The following is a 22154-nucleotide window of genomic DNA, read 5'->3' as shown; positions in this document are numbered from 1 at the left end:
CCGGCAAGCTGTTAACCGCAGAAAGAAAAGAAGTGCTGCAAAGCGTCGTCGTTGCCATTGTCAGGGCCTGCACCCGGTTTGCCTCCCTCGTCGTCGTTCTCGGGCTCCTGCTGTCGGTGGGAGCGGGCTATTACGCTGCGCGCCACTTCGCCATCAACACCGACATCAATTCGCTGATTGCCCAGAATCTCGACTGGCGCCAGCGCGACCAGCAGTTCGACCGCGCCTTCGACCGCGACGCGACTATCACGGCGGTCGTCGAGGCCAAGACGCCCGAAATGGCGAGCGCGGCGGCGGACGCGCTCTTTGCCAAGCTGAAAGACGACAAGACCAACTTCCAGTCGATGCAGCAGCTCGGCAGCGGCGAGTTCTTCGAGAAGAACGGCCTGTTGTTCCTGCCGACCGAGGAGGTCGGCAAGATTACCGGTCAGTTCGAATCCGCAGCGCCCCTGATCGAGATCATGGCGGGCGATCCCTCGATCCGCGGCCTGACCGGTGCGCTCGAGACCGGACTTGCCGGGGTCAAGCGCGGCCAGGTCAAGCTCGACAGCACGGAACGGCCCTTCAACCTGATCGCGCAGACGGTCGAGACGGTGCTCAACAAGGGCAATGCCAGCTTCTCCTGGCGCGAGCTCGTCAGCGACGAGCCACTGAAGGATTCGGACAAGCGCGCCTTCATCGAGTTCAAGCCGATCCTCGACTACAACGCGCTGGAGCCGGGCAAGGGCGCCACCGATGCAATCCGCAAGGCCGCAGCGGATCTGGATTTCCCCACCAAATACCAGGCGCGGGTGCGGCTGACCGGCCCGGTCCCGATCGCCAACGAGGAATACGCGACCGTCCAGGAAGGCGCCGTCGTCAACGGCATCGGCACCGTCCTCGTCGTGCTGCTCATTCTGTGGCTGGCGCTGCATTCGGCGAAGATCATCTTCGCGGTGTTCGTCAACCTCTTCGTGGGCCTCGCAATCACGACCGCGGCCGGCCTGATGATGGTCGGCTCCCTCAATCTGCTGTCGATCGCGTTTGCGGTGCTGTTCGTCGGTCTCGGCGTCGATTTCGGCATCCAGTACAGCGTCCGTTATCGATCCGAGCGCTACAAGCACGACAATCTCTCGGGCGCGCTGGTGCTGGCGGCCAAGCGCTCGGCGGTGCCGCTGTCGCTCGCGGCGATGGCAACGGCCGCGGGCTTCCTCTGCTTCATGCCGACCGATTACAAGGGCATCTCCGAGCTCGGCCAGATCGCCGGCGTCGGCATGCTGGTGGCGTTCATCTCTTCGATCACCGTGCTGCCGGCGCTGTTGAAGCTGTTGAACCCGCCTGGCGAGCCGGAGCCCGTCGGTTACGCCTTCCTGGCCCCGCTCGATCGCTTCCTCGAAAAGCACCGCGTCCTGATCGTCGGCGGCACGCTGCTGCTGGCGCTCGGCGGCCTGCCGCTGCTCTACTTCATGAAGTTCGACTTCAATCCGATGAATCTGCGCAACCCGCACGCCGAATCCATCGCGACCTTCCTCGACTTGCGCAAGGATCCCAACACCGGCGCCAATGCCATCAACGTGATGACGACGTCGGAGGAGCAGGCAAAGCAGGTCGAAGCCAAGCTGGAGAAGGTGCCCGAGGTGCTGCGGGTGATGTCACTCGACAGCTTCGTGCCGCAGGATCAGCCGCCGAAGCTGAAGCTGCTCGCGCAGGGCGCCAAAGTGCTGAATCCCGCGCTCAATCCCGACCAGATCGATGCGGCGCCCTCCGATCAGGAGAACGTCGAATCCCTGAAATCCTCGGTCGACAATCTGCGCCGGACCGCGGGGGATGCGAAGGGCCCGGGTGCGGTGGCCTCGCGCCGGCTGGCCGACGCGCTCGAGAAGCTCGCCAATTCCGATGAGGCCACGCGCAACAAGGCGCAGGACGTGTTCGTCACGCCGATGAAGATCGTGTTCGACCAGCTCAGGAACGCGATGCAGGCCGAGCCGGTCACCCTGAAATCCCTGCCGCCGGATCTCGTCAGCGCCTGGAAGAGCAAGGACGGCATCATCCGCGTCGAGGCATTGCCCAAGGGCGATCCCAATGACAACGACACCCTGCGCAGATTTGCCGCCGCAGTGCTCGCGGCCGAGCCGACCGCGATCGGCGGGCCGGTCTCGATCCTGAAATCCGGCGACACCGTGGTGAAGGCGTTCATCCATGCCGGCATCTATGCGCTGCTGGTGATCGGCTTGCTCTTGTGGGTCACGTTACGCCGGTTCGTCGACGTGCTGATGACGCTGGTGCCGCTCCTGGTTGCCGGGGCGGTGACGCTCGAGATCTGCGTGCTGATCGGCCTGCCACTCAACTTCGCCAACATCGTCGCATTCCCGCTGCTGCTCGGCGTCGGCGTCGCCTTCAAGATCTATTACGTCGTAGCGTGGCGCTCGGGCAGGACGAACCTTCTCCAGACCAGCCTGACACGCGCGATCTTCTTCAGCGCGCTGACGACGGCGACCGCGTTCGGCAGCCTGTGGCTGTCGAGCCATCCCGGCACATCCAGCATGGGCAAGCTGCTCGCACTCTCCCTGGTGACGACGCTTGCCGCCGTGCTGCTGTTCCAGCCGGCCCTAATGGGCAAACCCCGCAATCTCAGGGAGTAGGCAGATGTCGCCGATCGGGTCGGCGGCGCCCTTCTGACCGGCCTTGGCTGCGCCGGCGGCTTTCGGAGCAGCGGGGGCAGGTGCTGTGGCGCCCGTCGTTCCCTGGGCCTTCGGTGCCGCGCCACCGGACTTCGGCGCGCCCCTGGCCATGGCGTTGGCGGGGCTCAAGGGGATCGGCGGACCAACCCGGGTCCAGGTCTCGCCCCCGCAGAGGAAGCCCATCACGCAGCCCTTGATTTCGAGCTGGTCGGTACCGGCCGGCGTGATGGTTGCGCTGTAGAGCTGGCCGTCCTTCGCGTTGTAGACCTGTCCCTCCCACTGATCGACGCCGGGCTTCTTCTTCATGTCGATCAGGGTCGCCATGCCCAGCGTCGGCCTGTTCTTTTTTGATACATCCGGGTTGTTCTCGTCGCGGCCGCCAGGCTGCTTTTCCCAGGACACGGCACCCCACATGCTGCCGTTGCATTGGGCGACACGAATGTTGGCGACGCCGTCGGCGACCCGCCAGTCGCCGGTCGGGTCTGCGGCCAGCGCGGGGGTCGGACAGGTGTAACCGGCAGCCAGTATTATTCCGGTGTAAAGGGCTAAACGCATGATAGTTCCTTGGCAGTGCAACATCGCTTAAAGCTGTGCTTGCGAAGATGGTCCGAAAAAGGGCAAAAGGCCGCACAGAGCGTTTTCGATAGCGGTCCGTTTTCAGTTGACGAGACGGCCCTCAACCGAAGTATGTAGCGGATGCACAGTCCAAATCCAGACATGTCTGAGCTCTTCGCGGACCGTCAGGCCCAGCGCAGCGCCCTGCATAATCGGTATCTGAACGAGCAGTTCGTTCGGGTTCTGAAGACCATCGGATACGATGTCGGGTTCCAGAAAGGGCAGGGGCAGTACCTCTATGATCGCGACGGCGCGCGCTATCTCGACCTCTTGTCCGGGTTCGGCGTGTTTGCGATCGGGCGCAATCATCCCGTGATGCGTGAGGCGCTCAAGAGCGTGCTCGATGCGGACCTGCCCAATCTCGTCCAGTTCGATGTCTCGGTGCTCGCCGGCGTGCTTGCCGAGCGGCTTTTGAAGTACGTCCCTTATCTCGACAAGGCGTTCTTCGCCAATTCCGGCGCAGAATGCGTCGAAGCAGCGATCAAGTTCGCGCGCGGCGCGACCGGCCGCCCCGGCATCGTCTATTGCGCCCACGGCTATCACGGCCTGACCTATGGCGCGCTGTCGCTCACGGGCGATTCGAACTTCCGCACCGGATTCGAGCCGCTGCTGCCGGGCTGCACCCCGATCCCGTTCAACGATCTGGCCGCGCTCGAAAAGGCGCTGGCCTCGCGCGAGGTCGCAGCCTTCGTCGTCGAGCCGATCCAGGGCAAGGGCGTCAACATGCCCACCGATGAGTTCCTGCCCGGCGCGGCCGCGCTCTGCAAGAAATACGGCACGTTGTTCGTCGCCGACGAGATCCAGACCGGCATGGGCCGCACCGGCCGCTTCCTTGCGGTCGAGCACTGGAACGTCGAGCCCGACATGGTGCTACTGTCGAAATCGCTGTCGGGCGGCCACGTCCCAGTCGGCGCGGTGCTGACGCGCAAGAGCATCTTCGACAAGATCTTCAACCAGATGGATCGTGCGGTGGTGCACGGCTCCACCTTCTCCAAGAACGACCTCGCCATGGCTGCGGGCATCGCCACGCTTGACGTCATGGAGTCCGACAAGCTGATCGAGTCCGCCGCCAAGCGCGGCGCCGAGCTGCGCCTCGCGCTGACGCGCATGGTGCCCGGCTACGAGCTGATGAAGGAAGTCCGCGGCAAGGGGCTGATGATCGGCGTCGAGTTCGGCCCGCCGAAGTCGCTGCGCCTTCGCGCTTCCTGGAACGTACTGGAGACCGCCAACAAGGGCCTGTTCTGCCAGCTCATCACGGTGCCGCTGTTCAAGGATCACAAGATTCTGACCCAGGTCGCCGGCCACGGCAGCCACACCATCAAGCTGCTGCCGCCGCTCACCATCACCGAGGAAGACTGCACCTGGATCGAGCGCGCCTTCGACGACGTCATCGCCGGCAGCCACAAGGTCCCCGGCGCGATCTGGTCGCTCGGCAAGACCTTGGTCGACAATGCGGTGCGACGATCGGCGTAGTTTCGCCGATCCGTCTCAACGTGGCGAGACCCTCTATCCCTCGACATTCGCCTTCATCGCCGCCTCGAACCTGTCGACGAACTCGGCGAGCTCGTCGGCGCCGAGATCGCTGACGGCCCAGAAGTTCAGGCCGCGATTGCCCCAACGGCGGCAGTTGAAGCCCTGCATGGTTTCGGTCTTTGGCGCGCGATATTCCGCGTTCGATGTCTGCGACACGAACAGGTTGATGACGTGCTGCCGGCGCCGGTAGACCACGGCACCGATGGCGCGCGCATCGATATAGTCGAGGCGGCCGCCGACGAGCGTGAAACCCTGCGCGGTGAGGTCGATCACGGGCGGGGCGACGTCGAGCTTGCCGTTGAACCATGGCTTGACGGTGTGCTGGTCGGTGGAAATCACGTCGGTAAGGTGACCGGCTTGGAGCGAGCGCAGATGCGCGGAGACGACCTCCGACAGGATGCGCTGCTGGTCGTCCTGGCGCAGCACCACCGCGACGACGCCCGAAGCAGCAAGCGCGGAGACGGCTGAGCCCATTGCAAAGCCGCGCAGCACGGAGCGGCGGCTTGGTTGTTGGCGCTGCGGCTCGGGCAACGAGGCCTCGATCCGGCTGCGCAGGCTTGCGGGCGCGGTGTAGCGCAAATTGGCGTCGGCGAGCGCGCGCTGCATGTCGCGCTGCGCGGCGAACTCCGCAGCGCAACCCGGGCAGCTTGCGATGTGGGCTTCGACCTCGCGCGCATGGCCCGCGTCGAGCTCATTGTCGAGCAGCGCGTGAAGCAGGTTCCTTGCTTCGTCGCAAGTCATCTTGAGTGCTCCTCTTCTACATTCCAGGCCGCGCGCAGCATGGCGCGGGCGCGGGCGAGGCGGGACATCACGGTACCGATGGGCGCGCCGACGACCTCGGCGATTTCACGGTAGGAAAGATTGTTGATCTCCCGCAGCACGAAGGTCTCCTTGAACGGTTCGGCGAGCGCGTCGATCAGCTTGCGGATCGCGCCGGCATCGCGGCTGCGCAGCACTTCGGTTTCCGGGCTTGCCTCGCTCTCCTGCCAGATCGGTGTCTGCTCGGCGGCGCCGGGCGTCTCCTCGATCGCGCTGTGCGAATGCGCGCGCCGCGTATATTCTGCGTTGCAGACGTTGCGCAGGATCGCGAACAGCCACGGCTTCATCGCCGGTCCATGATAGCTGTCAAAGTGCTTCAGCGCGCGCAGATAGCACTCCTGCACCGCGTCCTCGGCGTCGGCGACATCGCGCAAGAGATAGCGCGCGAGCGTGTAGACGTCGTCGAGATAGGGCAGCGCCGCTTCGCGGAAGCGCTGCGCCTTCTGCAAATCGTCGCTGCCGGGCATCGCGCCTCGCTTTGCCTTTTGCTTTGCTACTTCTTTTGCCGTGATCGAATAGGTCTGAGCCCGGCCGGCGTGGGACAACCGGCCGGGCAAGACGTGGGTGCCTCGGTTGGAGATGTTACTCAACCTTGATCATCCCCGTCATGTGCGGATGCAACGAGCAAAAATATTTGTAGTCGCCCGCATTGGTGAAGGTGAACGAGAACTTGTCCTCGGTGTCCAGGGTCTTGGATCTGAACTTGCCGGCCGACACCACGGTGTGCGGGATGTCGTCCCTGTTGGTCCAGGTCACGGTGGTGCCGACCTTGATCGTGAGCTCGGCCGGCTGGAAAACGAAATTGTCGATATGCACCTCCGTCTCGTCGGCGCGGGCAGCTGTTGTGGGCAACAGGATGGCCGCGGCCAAAGCGAGACCGAAGTCGACACCGAAGTCGCGCCGATTGAGTGTCTTCATGATCAGCTTTTCTCTCAGCCCTGGAGCGGCGTGTCGATGATGGCGAGGCGCTGCTCGTTCTGCTTGAAGTTGATGCTGGCAACGCCAAGCATGGAGCGGAGCCTGGCGTTATCGACCTTCATCGGTCCTGGTGAGGGAGCGGCCCCCGGCGCAGGCTGCGGGAAGGCGGTCGAGCGCGCAGTGTGGAAAGTGACGTTGCCCTCGACCTTCTGCATCACCTGATGGATGTGGCCGTTGAGCACCGTGACCGAGCCGAAGCCCTTGACGTATTCCAGCGCTCGGCCGCCGTCTTCGGTGCCCCAGCCCCATTCGGGATAGACGGTCCAGAGCGGGATGTGCGCGAACAGCACGACCGGAGTCGATTTTGACTTGCCGCGCAGATCGTCCTCGAGCCAGGCGAGCTGCTCGGCGCCGAGATTGCCGAGGCCGCCGGCCTTGAGGTCGACGACGTTGACGAGGCCGATGAAGTGCACGCCGCCGGCGTCGAACGAGTACCAGCCGTGCCCCTTGGTGCCATGGCCGTAGCGCTCGCGATAGAGCTTCACCTCCTCGTCGATGAAGTCGTGCTCGCCCGGCACGTAATGCACGTCGAGCTTGGTTTGCGAGATGATGCGCTCGGCATTGTCGAATTCGGCGGCCTTCGACAGATGCGTGATGTCGCCGGTGTGGATCATGAAGGACGGCTTGACCGGCATCGCGTTGATCTTGCTCACGGCTTCCTCCAGCGTGCCGAGCGCGTTGGGATTGGCCGGCTTGTCGAATCCGACATGGCTGTCGCTGATCTGGAGGAAGGTCATGCCGGGCGCGGCCGCGGTAGCAGCTTGCGCAGTATCGATGATGCCGAGCGAGCGCGGCACGCCGCCGGTGATGGTCCAGAGCACCCCGGTGCCGGCCCAGGTCATGCATTCCAGCACCCTGCGGCGGCTGACGCCGTCGTCCCCGTGATCGTGTCCGCTCATCGCGCATCTCCTCTCGCCCGGAATTGGGCTTCGGGAAGGTGATCGGGGGAGGCAGGGTCTTATTCCCGAATGCGATGACGATTTCGTGAGGGGGAGATTCTCGTGTCCCGGACGCAATGCAGCACCTTTTGGTGATGCGTTGCAGAGCCGGGACCCTGAAAGCCGCGCGGTACGCTGTGAGATGGGCCCCGGCTCGGCGGCGCATCTGCGCCGCGTCCGGGCACGAGACTTACTTTGAAAAATCTCTCACGGCTTGCACCACGGCCGCCGGCACTTCCTGCGCCACGCAATGCCCGGCATCATCGAAGACCAACGTGCTGACGCGCGGAAGCAGCGATACGGCGCGCGCCGCCATTTCCTTATAGATGAGCCCCGACTTCGCGGCCGTCGTGACGCGCACCGGGCAGTCGATCTCGGTGAGCGAGGTAAACGGATTGCCGCGGGCATCGCCAAGATAAACCTGCTCCATCGCTTCGTAGATCGGACGCAGGATTGCCGACTCGATCTCCGGCGTGCAGCAGAGCTTTACCCGGCCGTCGTCGAGCGGCACGAAGCCGTGGCGCACGTAAGCCCAAAGCGACGTCTCGGTCCAATCCGCAAATGCCGGCGCCGCGCGGTAGCGCGCGAAGACGGCCTCAGCGTTCTCGAATTCGGCCCGTCGCCGCAGCGTGCCGTGCACGCGGGAAAGGGATTCGTCGCTCAATGCGCCGGAGCGCGCCGCGCGCGGGTCCATCACGGTCGGCTCCATCACGAACAGGCGCGTGAAGCATCCGGGATGAAGTTTTGCCGCGAGCAGTAGGTCGGTCGCACCAGCACTGTGGCCGATGCCATAGACGTCGCGCAGCTCGAGTGTCTCGATCACCCGGCACACGTCATCGGCGTAATCCAGGAAGTGATAGGCGCCGGGCTTGTGGCTGGCGCCGTGGCCGCGCCGGTCGAGCGCATAGACGGTGTAGGTCGATGCAAGCTCGCGCGCGACCTCGTCCCAGACGTCAGCGACGAAGCCAGTGCCATGCAGGAGCAGGGCAGGTGGTTTCCCGCTCTCGCCCCATTGCAACATGGCGATCTGCGCGTCGGCTGGGCCGATTGAAAAGCGGTACGGATTGATCATGGTGGCCGGATGCTACTTCGCATCCTCCAAAATCATCGCCGCACCTTTCTCCGCGATCATCGCGGTCGGCGTGTTGGTGTTGCCCGAGGTGATGGTCGGCATGATCGAGGCATCGACGATGCGGAGACCGCCGAGGCCGTAGAAGCGCAGGCGTTCGTCGACCACCGCCATCGGATCGTTCGCCGCGCCCATCTTCGCGGTGCCGACGGGATGGAAGATGGTGGTGCCGATGTCGCCGGCAGCCTTCGCAAGCGAGGCATCGTCGTCGCCGACGGAGGGGCCGGGCAGATATTCGATCGGGCGGTATTTTGCCAGCGCCTTCTGCTGCATCAGGCGTCGCGTGGTGCGGATGGCGTCGGCGCCGACCTGGCGATCGTCGTCGGTCGACAGGTAGTTCGGCGCAATGATCGGCTTCTCGTCAGGCGTTGCCGAGCGCACCCGCACGGTGCCGCGAGAGGTCGGTTGGAGATTGCACGCGCTCACCGTGATCGCGGGGAAGCGGTGCAGGGGATCGCCGAACTTGTCGAGCGACAGCGGCTGCACGTGAAACTGGATGTTGGCGCGTGCGCGCGTCGCATCGGAGCGCGTGAAGATGCCGAGCTGCGATGGCGCCATGGTCAGCGGCCCGCGGCGGCGGAACGCGTAGTCGAGCCCCATCAGGCCGCGGCGAAACAGGTTGTAATAGGTCTCGTTCAGCGTGCGCACCCCTTCGACCTTGTAGATCGCGCGCTGCTGGAGGTGATCCTGCAAGTTGCGCCCGACGCCGGGCCGGTCCACGACGATGTCGATGCCGAGCGGCGAAAGCCAGTCGGCGGGGCCGATGCCGGAGCGATGCAGCACCTGCACCGAGCCGATCGAGCCGGCCGAGAGGATCACCTCGCGCTTGGCGCGCGCCTCGATGATCTCGCCGTTCTGGATGAAGCGCACGCCGACGGCGCGACCCTGCTCGATGATCAGGCGGTCGACCAGCACATGCTTTTCCAGCCGCAGATTGGGACGGTTCAGCGCGGGCTTGAGGAAGCCGCGCGCCGACGACCAGCGCCGGCCGCGCTTCTGGTTGACGTGGAAATAGCTGGTGCCTTCGTTGTCCCCGGTGTTGAAGTCCGGGATGCGCTTGATGCCCATCTCCTCGGCGGCGTCCCCAACGGCGTCGAGAATGTCCCACGACAGCCGCGGCGCCTCGATGCGCCAGCCGCCTCCTGTGCCATGATGCTCGCTCGGCCCAAGGAAATGATCCTCCAGCCGTTTGAACAGCGGCAGCACGTCGTCATAGCCCCAGCCGGTCAGCCCGAGCTGGCGCCAATGGTCGTAGTCGGCAGCCTGCCCGCGCATGGAGATCATGGCGTTTATCGCCGAGCAGCCGCCGATCACCTTGCCGCGGGGATAGGCGAGCGCGCGGCCGTTCAAGCCCGGCTCGGCTTCCGTCTTGAACATCCAGTCCGAGCGCGGATTGCCGATCGCGAAGAGATAGCCGACCGGGATGTGGAACCAGATCCAGTTGTCGTCGCCGCCGGCTTCGAGGATGAGGACGCGGTTGTTGCGATCGGCCGACAGCCGGTTCGCGACAATACATCCCGCCGTGCCGGCTCCGACGATAATGTAGTCAAACTCACCTTCGAGCCGTCTTGGCATTCTGCGTCCATCCCAACAGGCGTCATGCCAGGGCTTGTCCCGGCCATCCACGCGCTTTCTGTCGTAATAGTCGGACGTAGATGGCCAAGACAAGCTGGCTAAAAGCCCGGCCATGACGAAAGGACAGGTTACCTTCGATCCACGGGAGTTAGGTGGACCGGCGCTTGCATGGTAGGACAATCCTGTGTTCCCAAAAAAGCTTGAGATGCTCCATGCCTATCGTGAACCGCGTCGCCGACCTCCAACCCGATATTCAGGCCTGGCGCCGGGACATCCATCAGCATCCGGAGCTGCTGTACGAGGTTCACCGCACCGCAGCATTCATCGCTGACCGCCTGCGCGAGTTCGGCTGCGATGAGGTCGTGACTGGCCTCGGCCTTACCGGCGTGGTCGGCGTCATCAAAGGCAGCAAGCCGGCCGGCGACGGGCTCAAGGTGATCGGCCTGCGCGCCGACATGGATGCGCTCCCGGTCGAGGAGCAGACCAACCTGCCTTACGCCTCGAAGAACCCGGGCAAGATGCACGCCTGCGGCCATGACGGCCACACCGCGATGCTGCTGGGCGCGGCGCGCTACCTGGCCGAGACCCGCAACTTCGCCGGCGATGCCGTGGTGATCTTCCAGCCGGCCGAGGAGGGCGGCGCCGGCGGCGAGGCCATGGTCAAGGATGGCCTAATGGAGCGTTTCGGCATCGAGCAGGTCTATGGCATGCACAACGGCCCGGGCATCCCGATCGGCTCGTTTGCGATCCGGCCGGGACCGATCATGGCGGCGACCGACGAGGTCGACATCCTGATCGAGGGCGTCGGCGGCCATGCCGCGCGTCCGCACAAATGCGTGGACTCCGTGCTGGTCGGTGCACAGGTGATCACTGCCCTGCAATCGATCGTCGCGCGCAGCGTCGATCCCTTGGAATCGGCCGTGATCTCGATCTGCGAGTTCCACGCCGGCAATGCCCGCAACGTCATTCCGCAAACGGCGACGCTGAGGGGCACTATCCGCACGCTGTCGCCGGAGGTGCGCCAGCTGGTCGAGAAGCGCGTCCGCGAAGTTGTGGCCGGCGTGGCGCAGATCACCGGCGCCAAGATCGATCTGCGCTACAAACGCAATTATCCGGTGGTGAACAACCACGCCGCGGAGACCGAGGTGGCAACGCGCATCGCCAAGCAGGTCGCAGGCGATGCCAACGTGCACGAGATGCCGCCGCTGATGGGCGGCGAGGATTTTGCCTATATGCTGGAAGCGCGGCCTGGAGCGTTCATCTTCTGCGGCAACGGCGACAGCGCCGGCCTGCATCACCCCGCCTACAATTTCGACGACGAGGCGATCGTCTTCGGTACGTCCTACTGGGTGAAGCTGGTGGAGGAGCAGCTGGCGGCGTCTTAAGGCTTCTGAGTCGTCATTCCGGGATGGTCCGCAGGACCAGACCCGGAATCTCGAGATTCCGGGTTCGGCTCTTCGAGCCGTCCCGGAATGACAATCTTGAATGCAAATGGCCGGGCTAAGCCCGGCCATCCGCATTTATGGAGTGTCGTTCTTCTCAGAAGATCCGCGAGAAGATCACGTAGAGCGTGGCCGACAACATGATCGCGCAGGGCAGCGTCAGCACCCAGGCCATCAACAGGTTGCGGATGGTCGACCATTGCAGGCCCGAGCCGTTGGCCGCCATGGTGCCGGCGACGCCGGACGACAGCACGTGAGTGGTCGAGACGGGCAGGCCGAACACGTCGGCGGCGCCGATCGTGGCGGCGGCCACGAGCTCGGCCGAGGCTCCCTGCGCATAGGTGAGATGGCTTTTGCCGATCTTCTCGCCGACGGTGATGACGATGCGCTTCCAGCCGATCATGGTGCCGAGGCCGAGCGCGATGGCGACGGCGATCTTCACCCAGGTCGGGATGAACTTCGTCGCAGCGTCGAGCGAGCCCTTGTAGGTGTTGAGCACCGCGATCTCGTCCTTGTTGAGATCGTTCGCCTTGTCCTTCATCAGGAAGCGGATCGCTTCGGAGGTCAGGTACATGTCGTTGCGGGTGTTGCCGACGGCTTCGGCGGGTACCTTGCTCAGCGTGCCGTATCGAGCGACCTGATCGCCGACGTCCTTCACCAGCACGGCGAGCGAGGGATAGGTACCATCGTTGAGCTCGTGCAGGGCGATGTATTGCGTCACCGCCGGGCGGGGATCGCCGATGATGCTGTGGCCGGCGCCTTTCGCCGAGATCACCTTGGAGGCAGCTTCGGAGGCCTTCTGGAACTGGGCGACCTGAGATTCCGGCAGCGCCCGGTTGAGGGCGTAAGCCGTCGGCACGGTGCCGATCAGGATCAGCATGATCAGGCCCATGCCCTTCTGGCCGTCATTGGAGCCGTGGGCGAAGCTGACGCCGGTACAGGTCAGGATCAGTAGGCCCCGGATCCAGAGTGGCGGCGCCTTGTTGCCCTCAGGTGCCGCGTACAGAGACGGATTGCGCACGATGAACTTGAGCAGCAGCAGCAGCACGGCGGCGCAAATGAAGCCGAACAGCGGCGAGAGCAGCAGCGCGTAACCGATCTCGGTCGCCTTGCTCCAGTCCACGCCCGAGGTGCCGTCGCGGCCGCGCATGACGGCGTTGGCGACGCCGACGCCGATGATCGAGCCGATCAGCGTGTGCGAGGACGAGGCGGGCAGTCCGAAGAACCAGGTGCCGAGATTCCACAGGATCGCGGCGATCAGAAGCGCGAACACCATGGCGAAACCGGCGCTGGAGCCGACCTGGAGGATCAGCTCGACCGGCAGCAGCGAGACGATGCCGAATGCGACCGCGCCGGAGGACAAGAGCACGCCGAGGAAGTTGAAGAAGCCCGACCACATCACCGCGACTTCGGCCGGCAGCGAATGGGTGTAGATCACGGTGGCCACCGCATTGGCGGTGTCGTGGAAGCCGTTGACGAACTCGAAGCCGAGCGCGATGAGGAGCGCGACGAATAGGAGGATGTAGGGCAGGTAGGTCGTCACCCGCGTGCCAGTCGCGTTGATGTCGACATAGATGCTGTAGGCGACGAACAGCGCGCCCGCGGCGAGGATGCCGAAGAACAGGATCAGCGTCAGCGGATTGAAGCCCTTGTCGAGATTTGGCCGCGACGCCGGCTGGACGGGCGCGCGATCTGTTACCGCGCGGTCGAATGCTACATCGGTCATCTCTGGACGCCCCTTAACCTTCAGGTAAGGGTATTGTCCGCGATGGATTTGAAGGCTGAATGACAACCAAGGCGTGAAAGCCGCCTTCCTGCCAGTATTTAAGCAGCCCGTGCAGCCTTCTTCTGCAAGCCGGCCGCGATCTTCAAATCTTCGACAAAGCGCTGATATTCCAGCACCTTGGCCTCGGGATCGGGCAGCCGCAGCAGATAAGACGGGTGCACCGTCACCAAAGCCTTGCGCCCGTCGGGAAGGTCGATCAACCGGCCTCGGTTTTTGCCGATGGGCGTGATCTTGCCGAACACGCTTTGCGCGGCGGTGGCGCCCATCGCGACGACGAGATCGGGCTGAACGGCCGCCAGCTCCCGCTCATACCATTGCCGGCACGCCCGGATCTCCGGCGTATTCGGCTTCTGGTGCAGGCGGATCTTGCCGCGCGGCACGAATTTGAAGTGCTTGACGGCATTGGTGACATAGACCTTCTTGCGATCGACGCCGGCTTCCTCCAGCGCGCGATCGAGCATCTGGCCGGCCGGGCCGACAAAGGGATGGCCGGCGAGGTCTTCCTTGTCGCCGGGCTGCTCGCCGACCAGCATGATGTTGGCGGACTTCGGGCCTTCGCCGAACACGGTTTGGGTCGCGTCCTTGTAGAGATGGCAGGCGCGGCAATGCGCGGCCTCCTCGCGAAGCGCGTCGAGATCGTCGGTTGTGGTCTTGCGTTTCATCGGAGCCTCCGGCCGCTTCTGAGGCTTGTGCGGATCGGTTGCGGCATTGGCGATCATGGCGCCGGTCATGCGCTCGGCATCCTCGATCAAGGGCTTAATGATCGAAGCCTCGGGCAGGTTCCTCCAGTATTTCTTCGGCATCTCGGCCTGCATCGCCTTCACCTTGAGGCGGGCCGGATTGAAGATGCTGGCATAGTAGCGCCGCCAGGTTTCCTCCAGCCGGTCTTCGCCGGGCGCCTCGCTCTTGCTGACGCCCGGCGTGAACGAGAGTGCGTGGCCATCCCAATGCGCGCAGAGGTCGGGCGTCAGGATCGACCAGGGCATGTCGGCAAAGCGCTTGGCGAAAAATGGCGCGGCGAGCTCGACGATGTGATGTTCCGGCTCGAACCAGGCGACGTAATGAGCCTGGCGTTCCCTGCCGATTTCGCGGAAGCGCACGAAGGCATGCATCTTGTGCTCGTCGCGGTAGACTGCCTTCGCCATGGCCGTGACTTGCGCGACATCGGGATCGGTTGCGACCTCGATGAGATCGTGATTGTCCTTCAGCCGAAACAGCAGGCGATAGAGGATCGCAAAGCGTTCGCGGTCGCGGTGCAGGATTGCTGCTTTGGCCAGTTCGACGAATTTGCCTGATACGTTGAAGGTGCCGTCGTTCACTTCGAGGATCGGAGATGGCGAAGACGGGGCGAACAGCTCGGCTTCGCCGCCTTGCACAGTCCAGGTGACATCGCTGGGCGGCACGTGGTGAAGCACGAGACTCCGCGCGGCTTTGCGCCAGCCGTCGAAATCGGTTTCGTTGTCGAGGATGATGAACTGCATCAGAAGCCAAACCCCAGTTGCGTTGCCTTTGGTTTGAACCGTTCGATCAGCCGCGCCTCATCGAGGCGGTGTGGCGGCGGCCGGTGATCGCTGAGGACGATGAACGGCAGCGCCTTGTGCCGGGGCACATGCAGCCGCGCGAGATCGGCGAGGCGGATCGTTGTCGTGCGCCGTGTCGCGATGATGCGTTCGACTGCTTTGGTGCCGAAGCCCGGCACGCGCAGCAATTCCTCGCGGCTGGCGCGGTTGACGTCGAGCGGAAAGCGGTCGCGGTGGCGCAGCGCCCAGGCGAGCTTTGGATCGATCTCGAGCGGCAGCATCGCGCTGTCGTCGACGATCTCGCCGACGTCGAAGCCGTAGAACCGCATCAGCCAGTCGGCCTGGTAGAGCCGGTGCTCGCGCAGCAGCGGCGGCTGCACCAGCGGCAAAGCGCGGCTGGCGTCGGGGATCGGGCTGAACGCGGAATAATAGACGCGTCGCAGGCGGTAGGCGCCGTAGAGATTGGCGCTGCTGTGGAGAATGGTGTGATCGGAGGCCGTGTCGGCGCCGACGATCATCTGCGTGCTTTGCCCAGCCGGCGCAAAGCGCTGCGGCTTGGCCTTCGTTTTCGCGCTGCGGCCTTCCTCGGCTTCGTCGAGCTTGAGCCGCAGCCGGCCCATGGTGCGACGGATTGCGCGCACGTCCTTCTCCGGCGCGAATTGCTTAAGGCTCGTCTCTTGCGGCATCTCGATGTTGATGGAGAGACGGTCGGCATATTGGCCGGCTGCTGCGATCAGCGCATCGTCGGCTTCGGGAATGGTCTTGAGGTGGATGTAGCCGCGGAAGTGATGCTCCTCGCGCAGTTTTCGCGCGACGCTGACCACTTGCTCCATTGTGTAATCGGGGCTGCGGATGATGCCGGAGGAGAGAAACAGGCCCTCGATGTAATTGCGCCGGTAGAAGTCGAGCGTCAGCTTGACGACCTCGTCGATGGTGAAGCGGGCGCGTGCTACGTTCGAGGAGGCGCGGTTGACGCAATAGAGGCAATCGTAATTGCAGGCATTGGTCAGCAGCACCTTGAGCAGGGAGATGCAGCGTCCATCCGGCGCGTAAGAATGGCAGATGCCCATGCCCGGCGCGGTCGAGCCCATGCCCTTGCCGTCGCTGGAATCCCGCTTCTCGGTGCCGCTGGAGGCGCAGGATGCGTCGTACTTGGCAGCATCCGCCAGGATTTCCAGCTTGCGTTGTACGTCCATGTTTGAATCCCTTTGATTCCACTCATGAATCCCAAAGCGCGCCAATTCGATTGACTCCCAGGGCGGCGTTAGCTTTATATTAGAACATATCATGAACAAATGAGCCAGCCGCTGGTTCTCTTTTTGAGAGCCACCGGCAATCACCCCTGAAGGAGCGGCGAGCATGAGCGGCGCACGCAGAAGCGCGCTTGCGACCTTGCGCAGCCAGATCGAGCGCATCGAGACGGCGGAGGTCGTGCATCAGCGCGATCGCATCACGCTCGGCCACAGCGAGGCGGACAGCGCGCTGAAGGGCGGGCTCGCACGTGCGGCGATCCATGAGGTGTTTTGTGAGGGCCGGCAGGGGACGTCCGCAACGGGCTTTGTCATGGGGCTTGCGGGCCGCGTCTCGGCGCACCGGCTGTTGCTATGGGTGCGGCAGGATTTTTCGGAAATCGAAACCGGCGCGCTGTCGATGAGCGGGCTCGCCGAGTTCGGTCTCGATCCGCGCCGCGTGGTGATGGTGCGCGCCGCTGATGTCGAGAGCGCACTGCGCACCTCAGCCGACGCGCTCGCCTGCGATGCGCTGGGGGCTGTGGTGCTCGAGCTCTGGGGCGAGACCAGGCAGTTCGATCTCGTGGCGAGCCGCAAGCTGACGCTGGCCGCGCAAGCTTCCGGCGTCACCGGGCTCTTGCTGCGCATGGCGGCGCAGCCGCTGCCCTCGACCGCGGAAACACGATGGATGCTGCGCGCAGCGCATTCACCGCCGGGCCCGGTGTCGAGTGCCTGGGGCGCGCCGCGCTTCGATGCCGAGCTCTTGCGCAATCGTCATGGCCCATGTGGCCGGTGGATCATGGAATGGAAATGTGATGAGTGCCAGTTCAGTGAGCCGTCGACGTATTCTCAGCCTGTGGCTGCCGCGCCTGCCCATCGACCGGATTCAGCGGTTCTTTGGGAACGTCGGACTGCATAAGAGCAATGATCCAAGCATCGTCGTCATCAAGGACAACAATGCGCTGGTGATCCATGCGCTCGACGAGGCCGCCGAGCGCCTCGGCCTGTATATCGGCCAGCCCTTGGCCAATGCGCGGGCGATGTGTCCGGACCTGAAAGTGTTCGACGCCGATATCGTCGCCGATGCGAAGACGCTCAGCGATGTCGCGGACTGGTGCGACCGCTTCACACCGCTGGTGGCGCTCGATCCGCCGCACGGCCTGTTCCTGGACATCACCGGCTGCGCGCATCTGTTCGGTGGTGAGGCCGCGTTGTTGCGGACGTTGGTTCGCGCATTGGCCCGGCAGGGGTTTGCCATCAGCGCGGCGATCGCCGGCACCTCGATCTGCGCACGCACGCTGACGCGGCAGGCCACGGGCACCATCGTGGCCGATGGCGAGGAGGCGGCGGCGATCAGCCGATTTCCGATTTCCGCGCTCGGTGCAGGTGAAGTCATCACCACAGGCTTGCGTCGCGCCGGTTTGAAGACTATCGGCGACGTCGCCTCGCGCTCGCCGAGCGAGATCACGGCGCGGTTCGGCGCCCGGTTCTCCACGCTGCTGGCGCATGCGCTGGGGCAGGGCGATGCGCCGATCAACCCGCGAAAACCGCTGCCCGACTACATCGTGGAAAAACGTTTCGCCGAGCCGATCGCGACCGACACCATGATCGCGATGACGCTGTCGCGGCTTGCCGACACGTTGATCGCATCCATGGAGAAGCAGGGCAAGGGCGCGCGACGCCTGGAAGCCGCGTTCTTCCGCACCGATGGCGTGGTGCGCGCAATCACGGTCGAGACCGGGCGTCCGGTGACGCGCAGCGCGGTGATCGACCGGTTGTTTCGCGAGCGTCTCGATGCGCTCGCCGACCCGCTCGATCCCGGCTTCGGCTTTGACATGGTGCGGCTGTCGGCGAGCCGTACAGAAATCGTGGTGCAGGAGCAGCGCGATCTCGATGCCCATGTCCACGACAATGACGAGCTTGCTGCACTGATCGACCGCATTGCCGCGCGTATCGGCGGCAAGCGCGTCGTCGTGCACCTGCCGCAGGACACCCATATCCCTGAATGCGCGGTTGTCGCCGCGCCGGCGCAGCATCATCTCGCCGCCGCCATGCAGGCGGAATGGCCTGCGCGGGCCGAGAACGAGCCGCCGCTGCGTCCCTTGCGGCTGTTCGACAAGCCGGAGCCGATCAAGGTGCCGTTCGCGACCGTGCCGGACGGCCCGCCGCATCAATTCACCTGGCGCCGCGCGCTGCATGCGGTGGTGCGGGTGGAAGGGCCCGAGCGCATCGCGATGGAATGGTGGCGGCAGGACGGCAAGCAGCTCACGCGGGATTATTTCCGCATCGAGGATGCCGAAGGCCTGCGCTTCTGGATCTTTCGCGACGGTCTTTATGAGGGGGAGGTGTTCGACGACGACGGCAAACCCGCTTCTCCCGGCTGGTATGTGCACGGTCTCTTCGCATGAATACGCCTGCCTATGCCGAGATCGGCATCACCACCAATTTTTCCTTCCTGGGCGGCGGCTCGGATCCGCGCGCCTATGTGCATCAGGCCAGCATCCTCGGCATTCCCGCGATCGGCATTGCCGATCACAACACGCTGGCCGGCGTGGTGCGCGCCTACAAGGAGCTCGACAATGCCGAGGTGCTGCACAAGCCGAAACTCCTGATCGGCGCGCGCATCGTCTTCATCGACGGCACGCCGGACATTCTGGTCTATCCGCGTGACCGCGCGGCCTATGGTCGGCTGTGCCAGCTTCTCACAAAGGGCAAGCGCGGCGACGACATCACGCGGATCGAGAAGGGCGAGTGTCGTCTTACCTTCGCCGACCTCCTCGAGTTTTCGGAAGGCCAGCTCCTGGTCCTGACGCTGCCGCATCGTTTCGAACCCGCGCAGGCGCTGGATGTTCTTGCAAAACTCAAGGACAGCCGGGCCGAGGGCGTGTGGCTGGCGGCGAGCCTGATCTATCGCGGCGACGACCGGCGCCGGCTGACGCGGCTCGATGATCTCGCGGCAAAAGCAAGAGTGCCGTTGCTCGCGACCAACGAGGTGCTCTATCATCATCCCGCGCGCCGTCCTCTCCAGGACGTGCTGACCTGCATCCGGGAAAAGACCACGATCGAGGCGGTCGGACGGAAGCTGGAAGCCAACGCCGAGCGGTTCTTGAAGGCGCCGCAGGAGATGTCGCGGCTGTTCCGCGATTTCCCCGAGGCGATCGCGGAGACCATGCGCTTTGCCGACGCAATCGACTTCTCGCTCGATCAGCTCAAATACCAATATCCGGACGAGCCGGTGCCGCCGGGCAAGACCGCGCAAGGTCATCTTGAGGATCTGACCTGGGCCGGTGTCGACAAATATTTCGGCGGCGTCACCAAAATCGACGAGAAACTGTACGCTACGCTGAAGAAAGAGCTCGCGCTGATTGCCGAGCTGAAATACGCGCATTACTTCCTCACCGTGCACGACATCGTGCGCTACGCGCGCAGCCAGAATATCCTGTGCCAGGGGCGGGGATCGGCGGCGAACTCGGCCGTGTGCTACGTGCTCGGCATCACCTCGGTCGATCCAACCAAGGTCGATCTGTTGTTCGAGCGCTTCATCTCCAAGGAGCGGCTGGAGCCCCCCGATATCGATGTCGATTTCGAGCATTCGCGGCGCGAGGAGGTGATGCAATATGTCTATCGTCGCTACGGCCGCCACCGCGCCGCGATCATCGCCACCGTCATCCATTATCGCCCGCGCAGCGCCATCCGCGACGTCGGCAAGGCGCTGGGCCTGACCGAGGATGTCACGGCCGCGCTCGCCGACACCGTCTGGGGAAGCTGGGGCAAGGGCCTTAACGACATGCAGGTCAGGCAGGCCGGACTCGATCCCAACAATCCCATGATCAACCTCGCGGTCGAGCTCGCAACCGAACTGATCGAATTCCCGCGCCATCTCTCCCAGCATGTCGGCGGTTATGTGCTGACGCAGGACCGGCTCGACACCTATGTGCCGATCGGCAATGCCGCGATGGACGACCGCACGTTCATCGAATGGGATAAGGACGACGTCGACGCGCTCAGCATGATGAAGGTCGACGTGCTGGCGCTGGGCATGCTGACCTGCATCCGCAAGTGTTTTGATTTGATCGCGGAGCACAAGGGCGAGCGCTGGGTGCTGGCGAGCGTTCCGCAGGACGACCCCAAAGTCTATGACATGCTTTGCGACGGGGAATCGCTCGGCGTGTTCCAGGTCGAAAGCCGCGCACAGATGAACATGCTGCCGCGGTTGAAGCCGCGGACGTTCTATGATCTCGTCATCGAAGTCGCGATCGTACGTCCGGGGCCGATCCAGGGCGATATGGTGCATCCGTACTTACGGCGGCGGAACGGTCAGGAGAAAGTGAGCTATCCCTCGCCATCGCCCGAGCATGGTCCCGCGGACGAGCTCTACAAGGTTCTGCACAAGACCAAGGGCGTCCCGCTGTTCCAGGAACAGGCGATGCGCATCGCGATCGAGGCGGCAAAATTCACCTCCGAGGAGGCCAATGGCCTGCGCCGCTCGATGGCGACCTTCCGCAATGTCGGTACCATCGGCAAATACGAGGACAAGCTGATCGGCAATATGGTCGCGCGCGGCTACGATCCCGACTTTGCCCGAAGCTGCTTCGACCAGATCAAGGGTTTTGGCTCTTACGGCTTTCCGGAGAGCCATGCCGCGAGCTTCGCACAGCTCGTCTATATCTCTTCATGGCTGAAGCATTACCACCCCGACGCCTTCTGCTGCGGCCTCTTGAACTCGCAGCCGATGGGCTTTTATGCTCCGGCGCAGATCGTCGGGGATGCCCGCAAGAACGGCGTCGAGGTGCGCGACATCGACGTGTCCTACAGTTTTGCGCAGAACACGCTGGAGCAGGGGAGAGGCAAATACTGCGCCGTTCGCCTCGGCTTCCGCCAGATCGACGGCTTTCACTGGTTGGACGAAGATGAGGAGAGGCTAAAGCGCTCTCAGTCGTCATTCCCCATTGCGCAATTACGCAATGGGCGCGCGCCACTTGGCACGAGCCCGGAAGCCGTCGGGCCGCATACGCCTGACGGAATGGATACTGGGCTCGACGCTGCCGCATCGCGCCGGAATGACAGGAGAGAGGACTGGGCCGACCGCATCGTCGCCGCCCGCAACCGACGTCCCTTCACCTCGCTCGAGGATTTCGCGCGCGACACCGGCCTGCCCAAGCGCGCGCTGATCCTGCTGGCGGATGCCGATGCGTTCCGCTCGCTCGGGCTCGACCGCCGCGAGGCGCTATGGCAGGTGCGGCGGCTGCCGGACGACGTGCCGCTGCCGCTGTTCGAGGCGGCCACCGCGCGCGAGCAGCCGGACGAGCACGCAAGGCCGCTGCCAGTGATGCCGCGCGCCGAGCAAGTGGTCGCCGACTATCAGACCATTCGCCTGTCGCTGAAGGGCCACCCGATGGAATTCCTCCGCGAGATGTTCTCGCGCGAGCGCGTCATCGCCTGCAAGGATGTCAACCATGAGAACGAGCGGCGCCGCGTCCGCTGCGCCGGCGTGGTCTTGGTGCGGCAGCGGCCGGGCAGCGCCAGCGGCGTCGTGTTCATGACGCTGGAGGACGAAACCGGCATCGCCAATGTCGTGGTGTGGCCCAAGATCATGGAGCAATACCGCAAGGAGGTGATGTGCGCGCGCCTCATCCTGGTCGAAGGCTACATCCAGAGCAGCCCCGAAAAGGTGACGCATCTCATCGCTCAGCGCATGATCGATCGCTCGCACGACCTGATCGGCCTCGCCAACGACGCCTTAAGCCGCAAGCATCCGGTGCCGGCAGGCACCGCCCTGATCGAGCCGCTCAACGACGATCCCCGTGCTCACGCGGATAGCCCGGCGCAGAAAATCCGCCACCCCCGCAACGTCCGCATCCTGCCGCCATCGCGGGATTTTCATTGAGTATTTCGGCTCTCTCCCCGATGTCGTCCTGGCGAAGCCAGGA

The 22154-nt window shown here is 64.2% G+C and carries 16 protein-coding genes; 6 read left to right on the top strand and 10 right to left on the bottom strand.

Going from position 1 to position 22154, the window contains the following annotated elements; genetic code table 11:
• Positions 1-32 precede the first annotated feature (32 nt).
• Positions 33-2621 carry a hopanoid transporter HpnN gene (gene hpnN / locus IVA98_RS15790; RefSeq protein ID WP_247301323.1) on the top strand — a complete coding sequence of 863 codons (2589 nt, stop codon included), beginning with the start codon at positions 33-35 and terminating at the stop codon, positions 2619-2621.
• On the opposite strand, the gene IVA98_RS15785 is transcribed toward hpnN, so the two are convergent.
• Positions 2589-3215 (bottom strand): DUF2147 domain-containing protein, encoded by a 627-nt coding sequence (locus IVA98_RS15785; protein WP_247301322.1) that lies wholly within the window; start codon positions 3213-3215, stop codon positions 2589-2591. The genes hpnN and IVA98_RS15785 overlap by 33 nt on opposite strands.
• Positions 3216-3356: 141 nt before the next feature.
• On the opposite strand from IVA98_RS15785, the gene hpnO reads away from it, so the two are divergent.
• A complete protein-coding gene (gene hpnO, locus IVA98_RS15780; RefSeq protein WP_247333440.1) occupies positions 3357-4748 on the top strand; it encodes an aminobacteriohopanetriol synthase HpnO in 1392 nt (463 codons plus the stop codon).
• A gap of 33 nt (positions 4749-4781) precedes the next feature.
• On the opposite strand, the gene IVA98_RS15775 is transcribed toward hpnO, so the two are convergent.
• The 6 genes from IVA98_RS15775 to IVA98_RS15750 form a co-directional block, all read right to left on the bottom strand.
• Positions 4782-5549, bottom strand: coding sequence for an anti-sigma factor family protein (locus tag IVA98_RS15775; RefSeq protein WP_247301320.1), 768 nt, complete (start codon positions 5547-5549; stop codon positions 4782-4784).
• On the bottom strand, positions 5546-6094 hold the full coding sequence (locus IVA98_RS15770; RefSeq protein WP_247301319.1) for a sigma-70 family RNA polymerase sigma factor: 549 nt from the start codon (positions 6092-6094) through the stop codon (positions 5546-5548). The genes IVA98_RS15775 and IVA98_RS15770 overlap by 4 nt, the downstream gene beginning before the upstream one ends.
• Positions 6095-6209: 115 nt before the next feature.
• Entirely contained in the window at positions 6210-6545 is a 336-nt protein-coding gene (locus tag IVA98_RS15765; RefSeq protein WP_247355170.1) for a cupredoxin domain-containing protein, read from the bottom strand.
• A gap of 14 nt (positions 6546-6559) precedes the next feature.
• Positions 6560-7504 (bottom strand): metallophosphoesterase family protein, encoded by a 945-nt coding sequence (locus tag IVA98_RS15760; RefSeq protein ID WP_247301317.1) that lies wholly within the window; start codon positions 7502-7504, stop codon positions 6560-6562.
• 229 nt (positions 7505-7733) lie between these two features.
• On the bottom strand, positions 7734-8615 hold the full coding sequence (locus IVA98_RS15755; protein ID WP_247301316.1) for an alpha/beta fold hydrolase: 882 nt from the start codon (positions 8613-8615) through the stop codon (positions 7734-7736).
• Positions 8616-8627: 12 nt separating this feature from the next.
• Positions 8628-10247 (bottom strand): GMC family oxidoreductase, encoded by a 1620-nt coding sequence (locus tag IVA98_RS15750; RefSeq protein WP_247301315.1) that lies wholly within the window; start codon positions 10245-10247, stop codon positions 8628-8630.
• Positions 10248-10459: 212 nt separating this feature from the next.
• On the opposite strand from IVA98_RS15750, the gene IVA98_RS15745 reads away from it, so the two are divergent.
• On the top strand, positions 10460-11632 hold the full coding sequence (locus IVA98_RS15745) for a M20 aminoacylase family protein (protein ID WP_247355169.1): 1173 nt from the start codon (positions 10460-10462) through the stop codon (positions 11630-11632).
• A gap of 154 nt (positions 11633-11786) precedes the next feature.
• Here the strand turns inward: IVA98_RS15745 and IVA98_RS15740 are convergent, their stop codons facing one another.
• From IVA98_RS15740 to IVA98_RS15730, 3 genes are all read right to left on the bottom strand, one after another.
• On the bottom strand, positions 11787-13415 hold the full coding sequence (locus tag IVA98_RS15740) for an inorganic phosphate transporter (RefSeq protein ID WP_247301313.1): 1629 nt from the start codon (positions 13413-13415) through the stop codon (positions 11787-11789).
• 98 nt (positions 13416-13513) lie between these two features.
• Positions 13514-14956 (bottom strand): UdgX family uracil-DNA binding protein, encoded by a 1443-nt coding sequence (locus tag IVA98_RS15735; RefSeq protein WP_247301312.1) that lies wholly within the window; start codon positions 14954-14956, stop codon positions 13514-13516.
• Entirely contained in the window at positions 14956-16191 is a 1236-nt protein-coding gene (locus tag IVA98_RS15730) for a putative DNA modification/repair radical SAM protein (RefSeq protein WP_247301311.1), read from the bottom strand. Before IVA98_RS15730 ends, IVA98_RS15735 begins: the two co-directional genes overlap by 1 nt.
• Positions 16192-16354: 163 nt before the next feature.
• Between IVA98_RS15730 and IVA98_RS15725 the strand changes: the two genes are divergently transcribed.
• Genes IVA98_RS15725 through IVA98_RS15715 form a run of 3 tightly spaced genes read left to right on the top strand, consistent with a single transcriptional unit; the run spans position 16355 to position 22111 of the window.
• Entirely contained in the window at positions 16355-17143 is a 789-nt protein-coding gene (locus tag IVA98_RS15725) for an ImuA family protein (RefSeq protein ID WP_247355168.1), read from the top strand.
• Positions 17040-18632, top strand: coding sequence for a Y-family DNA polymerase (locus IVA98_RS15720; protein WP_247301309.1), 1593 nt, complete (start codon positions 17040-17042; stop codon positions 18630-18632). Before IVA98_RS15725 ends, IVA98_RS15720 begins: the two co-directional genes overlap by 104 nt.
• A complete protein-coding gene (locus IVA98_RS15715; protein WP_247333445.1) occupies positions 18629-22111 on the top strand; it encodes an error-prone DNA polymerase in 3483 nt (1160 codons plus the stop codon). Before IVA98_RS15720 ends, IVA98_RS15715 begins: the two co-directional genes overlap by 4 nt.
• The last annotated feature ends 43 nt before the right edge of the window (positions 22112-22154 follow it).

Source organism: Bradyrhizobium sp. 160, from assembly GCF_023073735.1.
In the GTDB taxonomy this organism is placed as follows: Bacteria; Pseudomonadota; Alphaproteobacteria; order Rhizobiales; family Xanthobacteraceae; genus Bradyrhizobium.
Note: the sequence above shows the minus strand (reverse complement) of the source record. Positions and strands in the feature narration are given on the sequence as shown.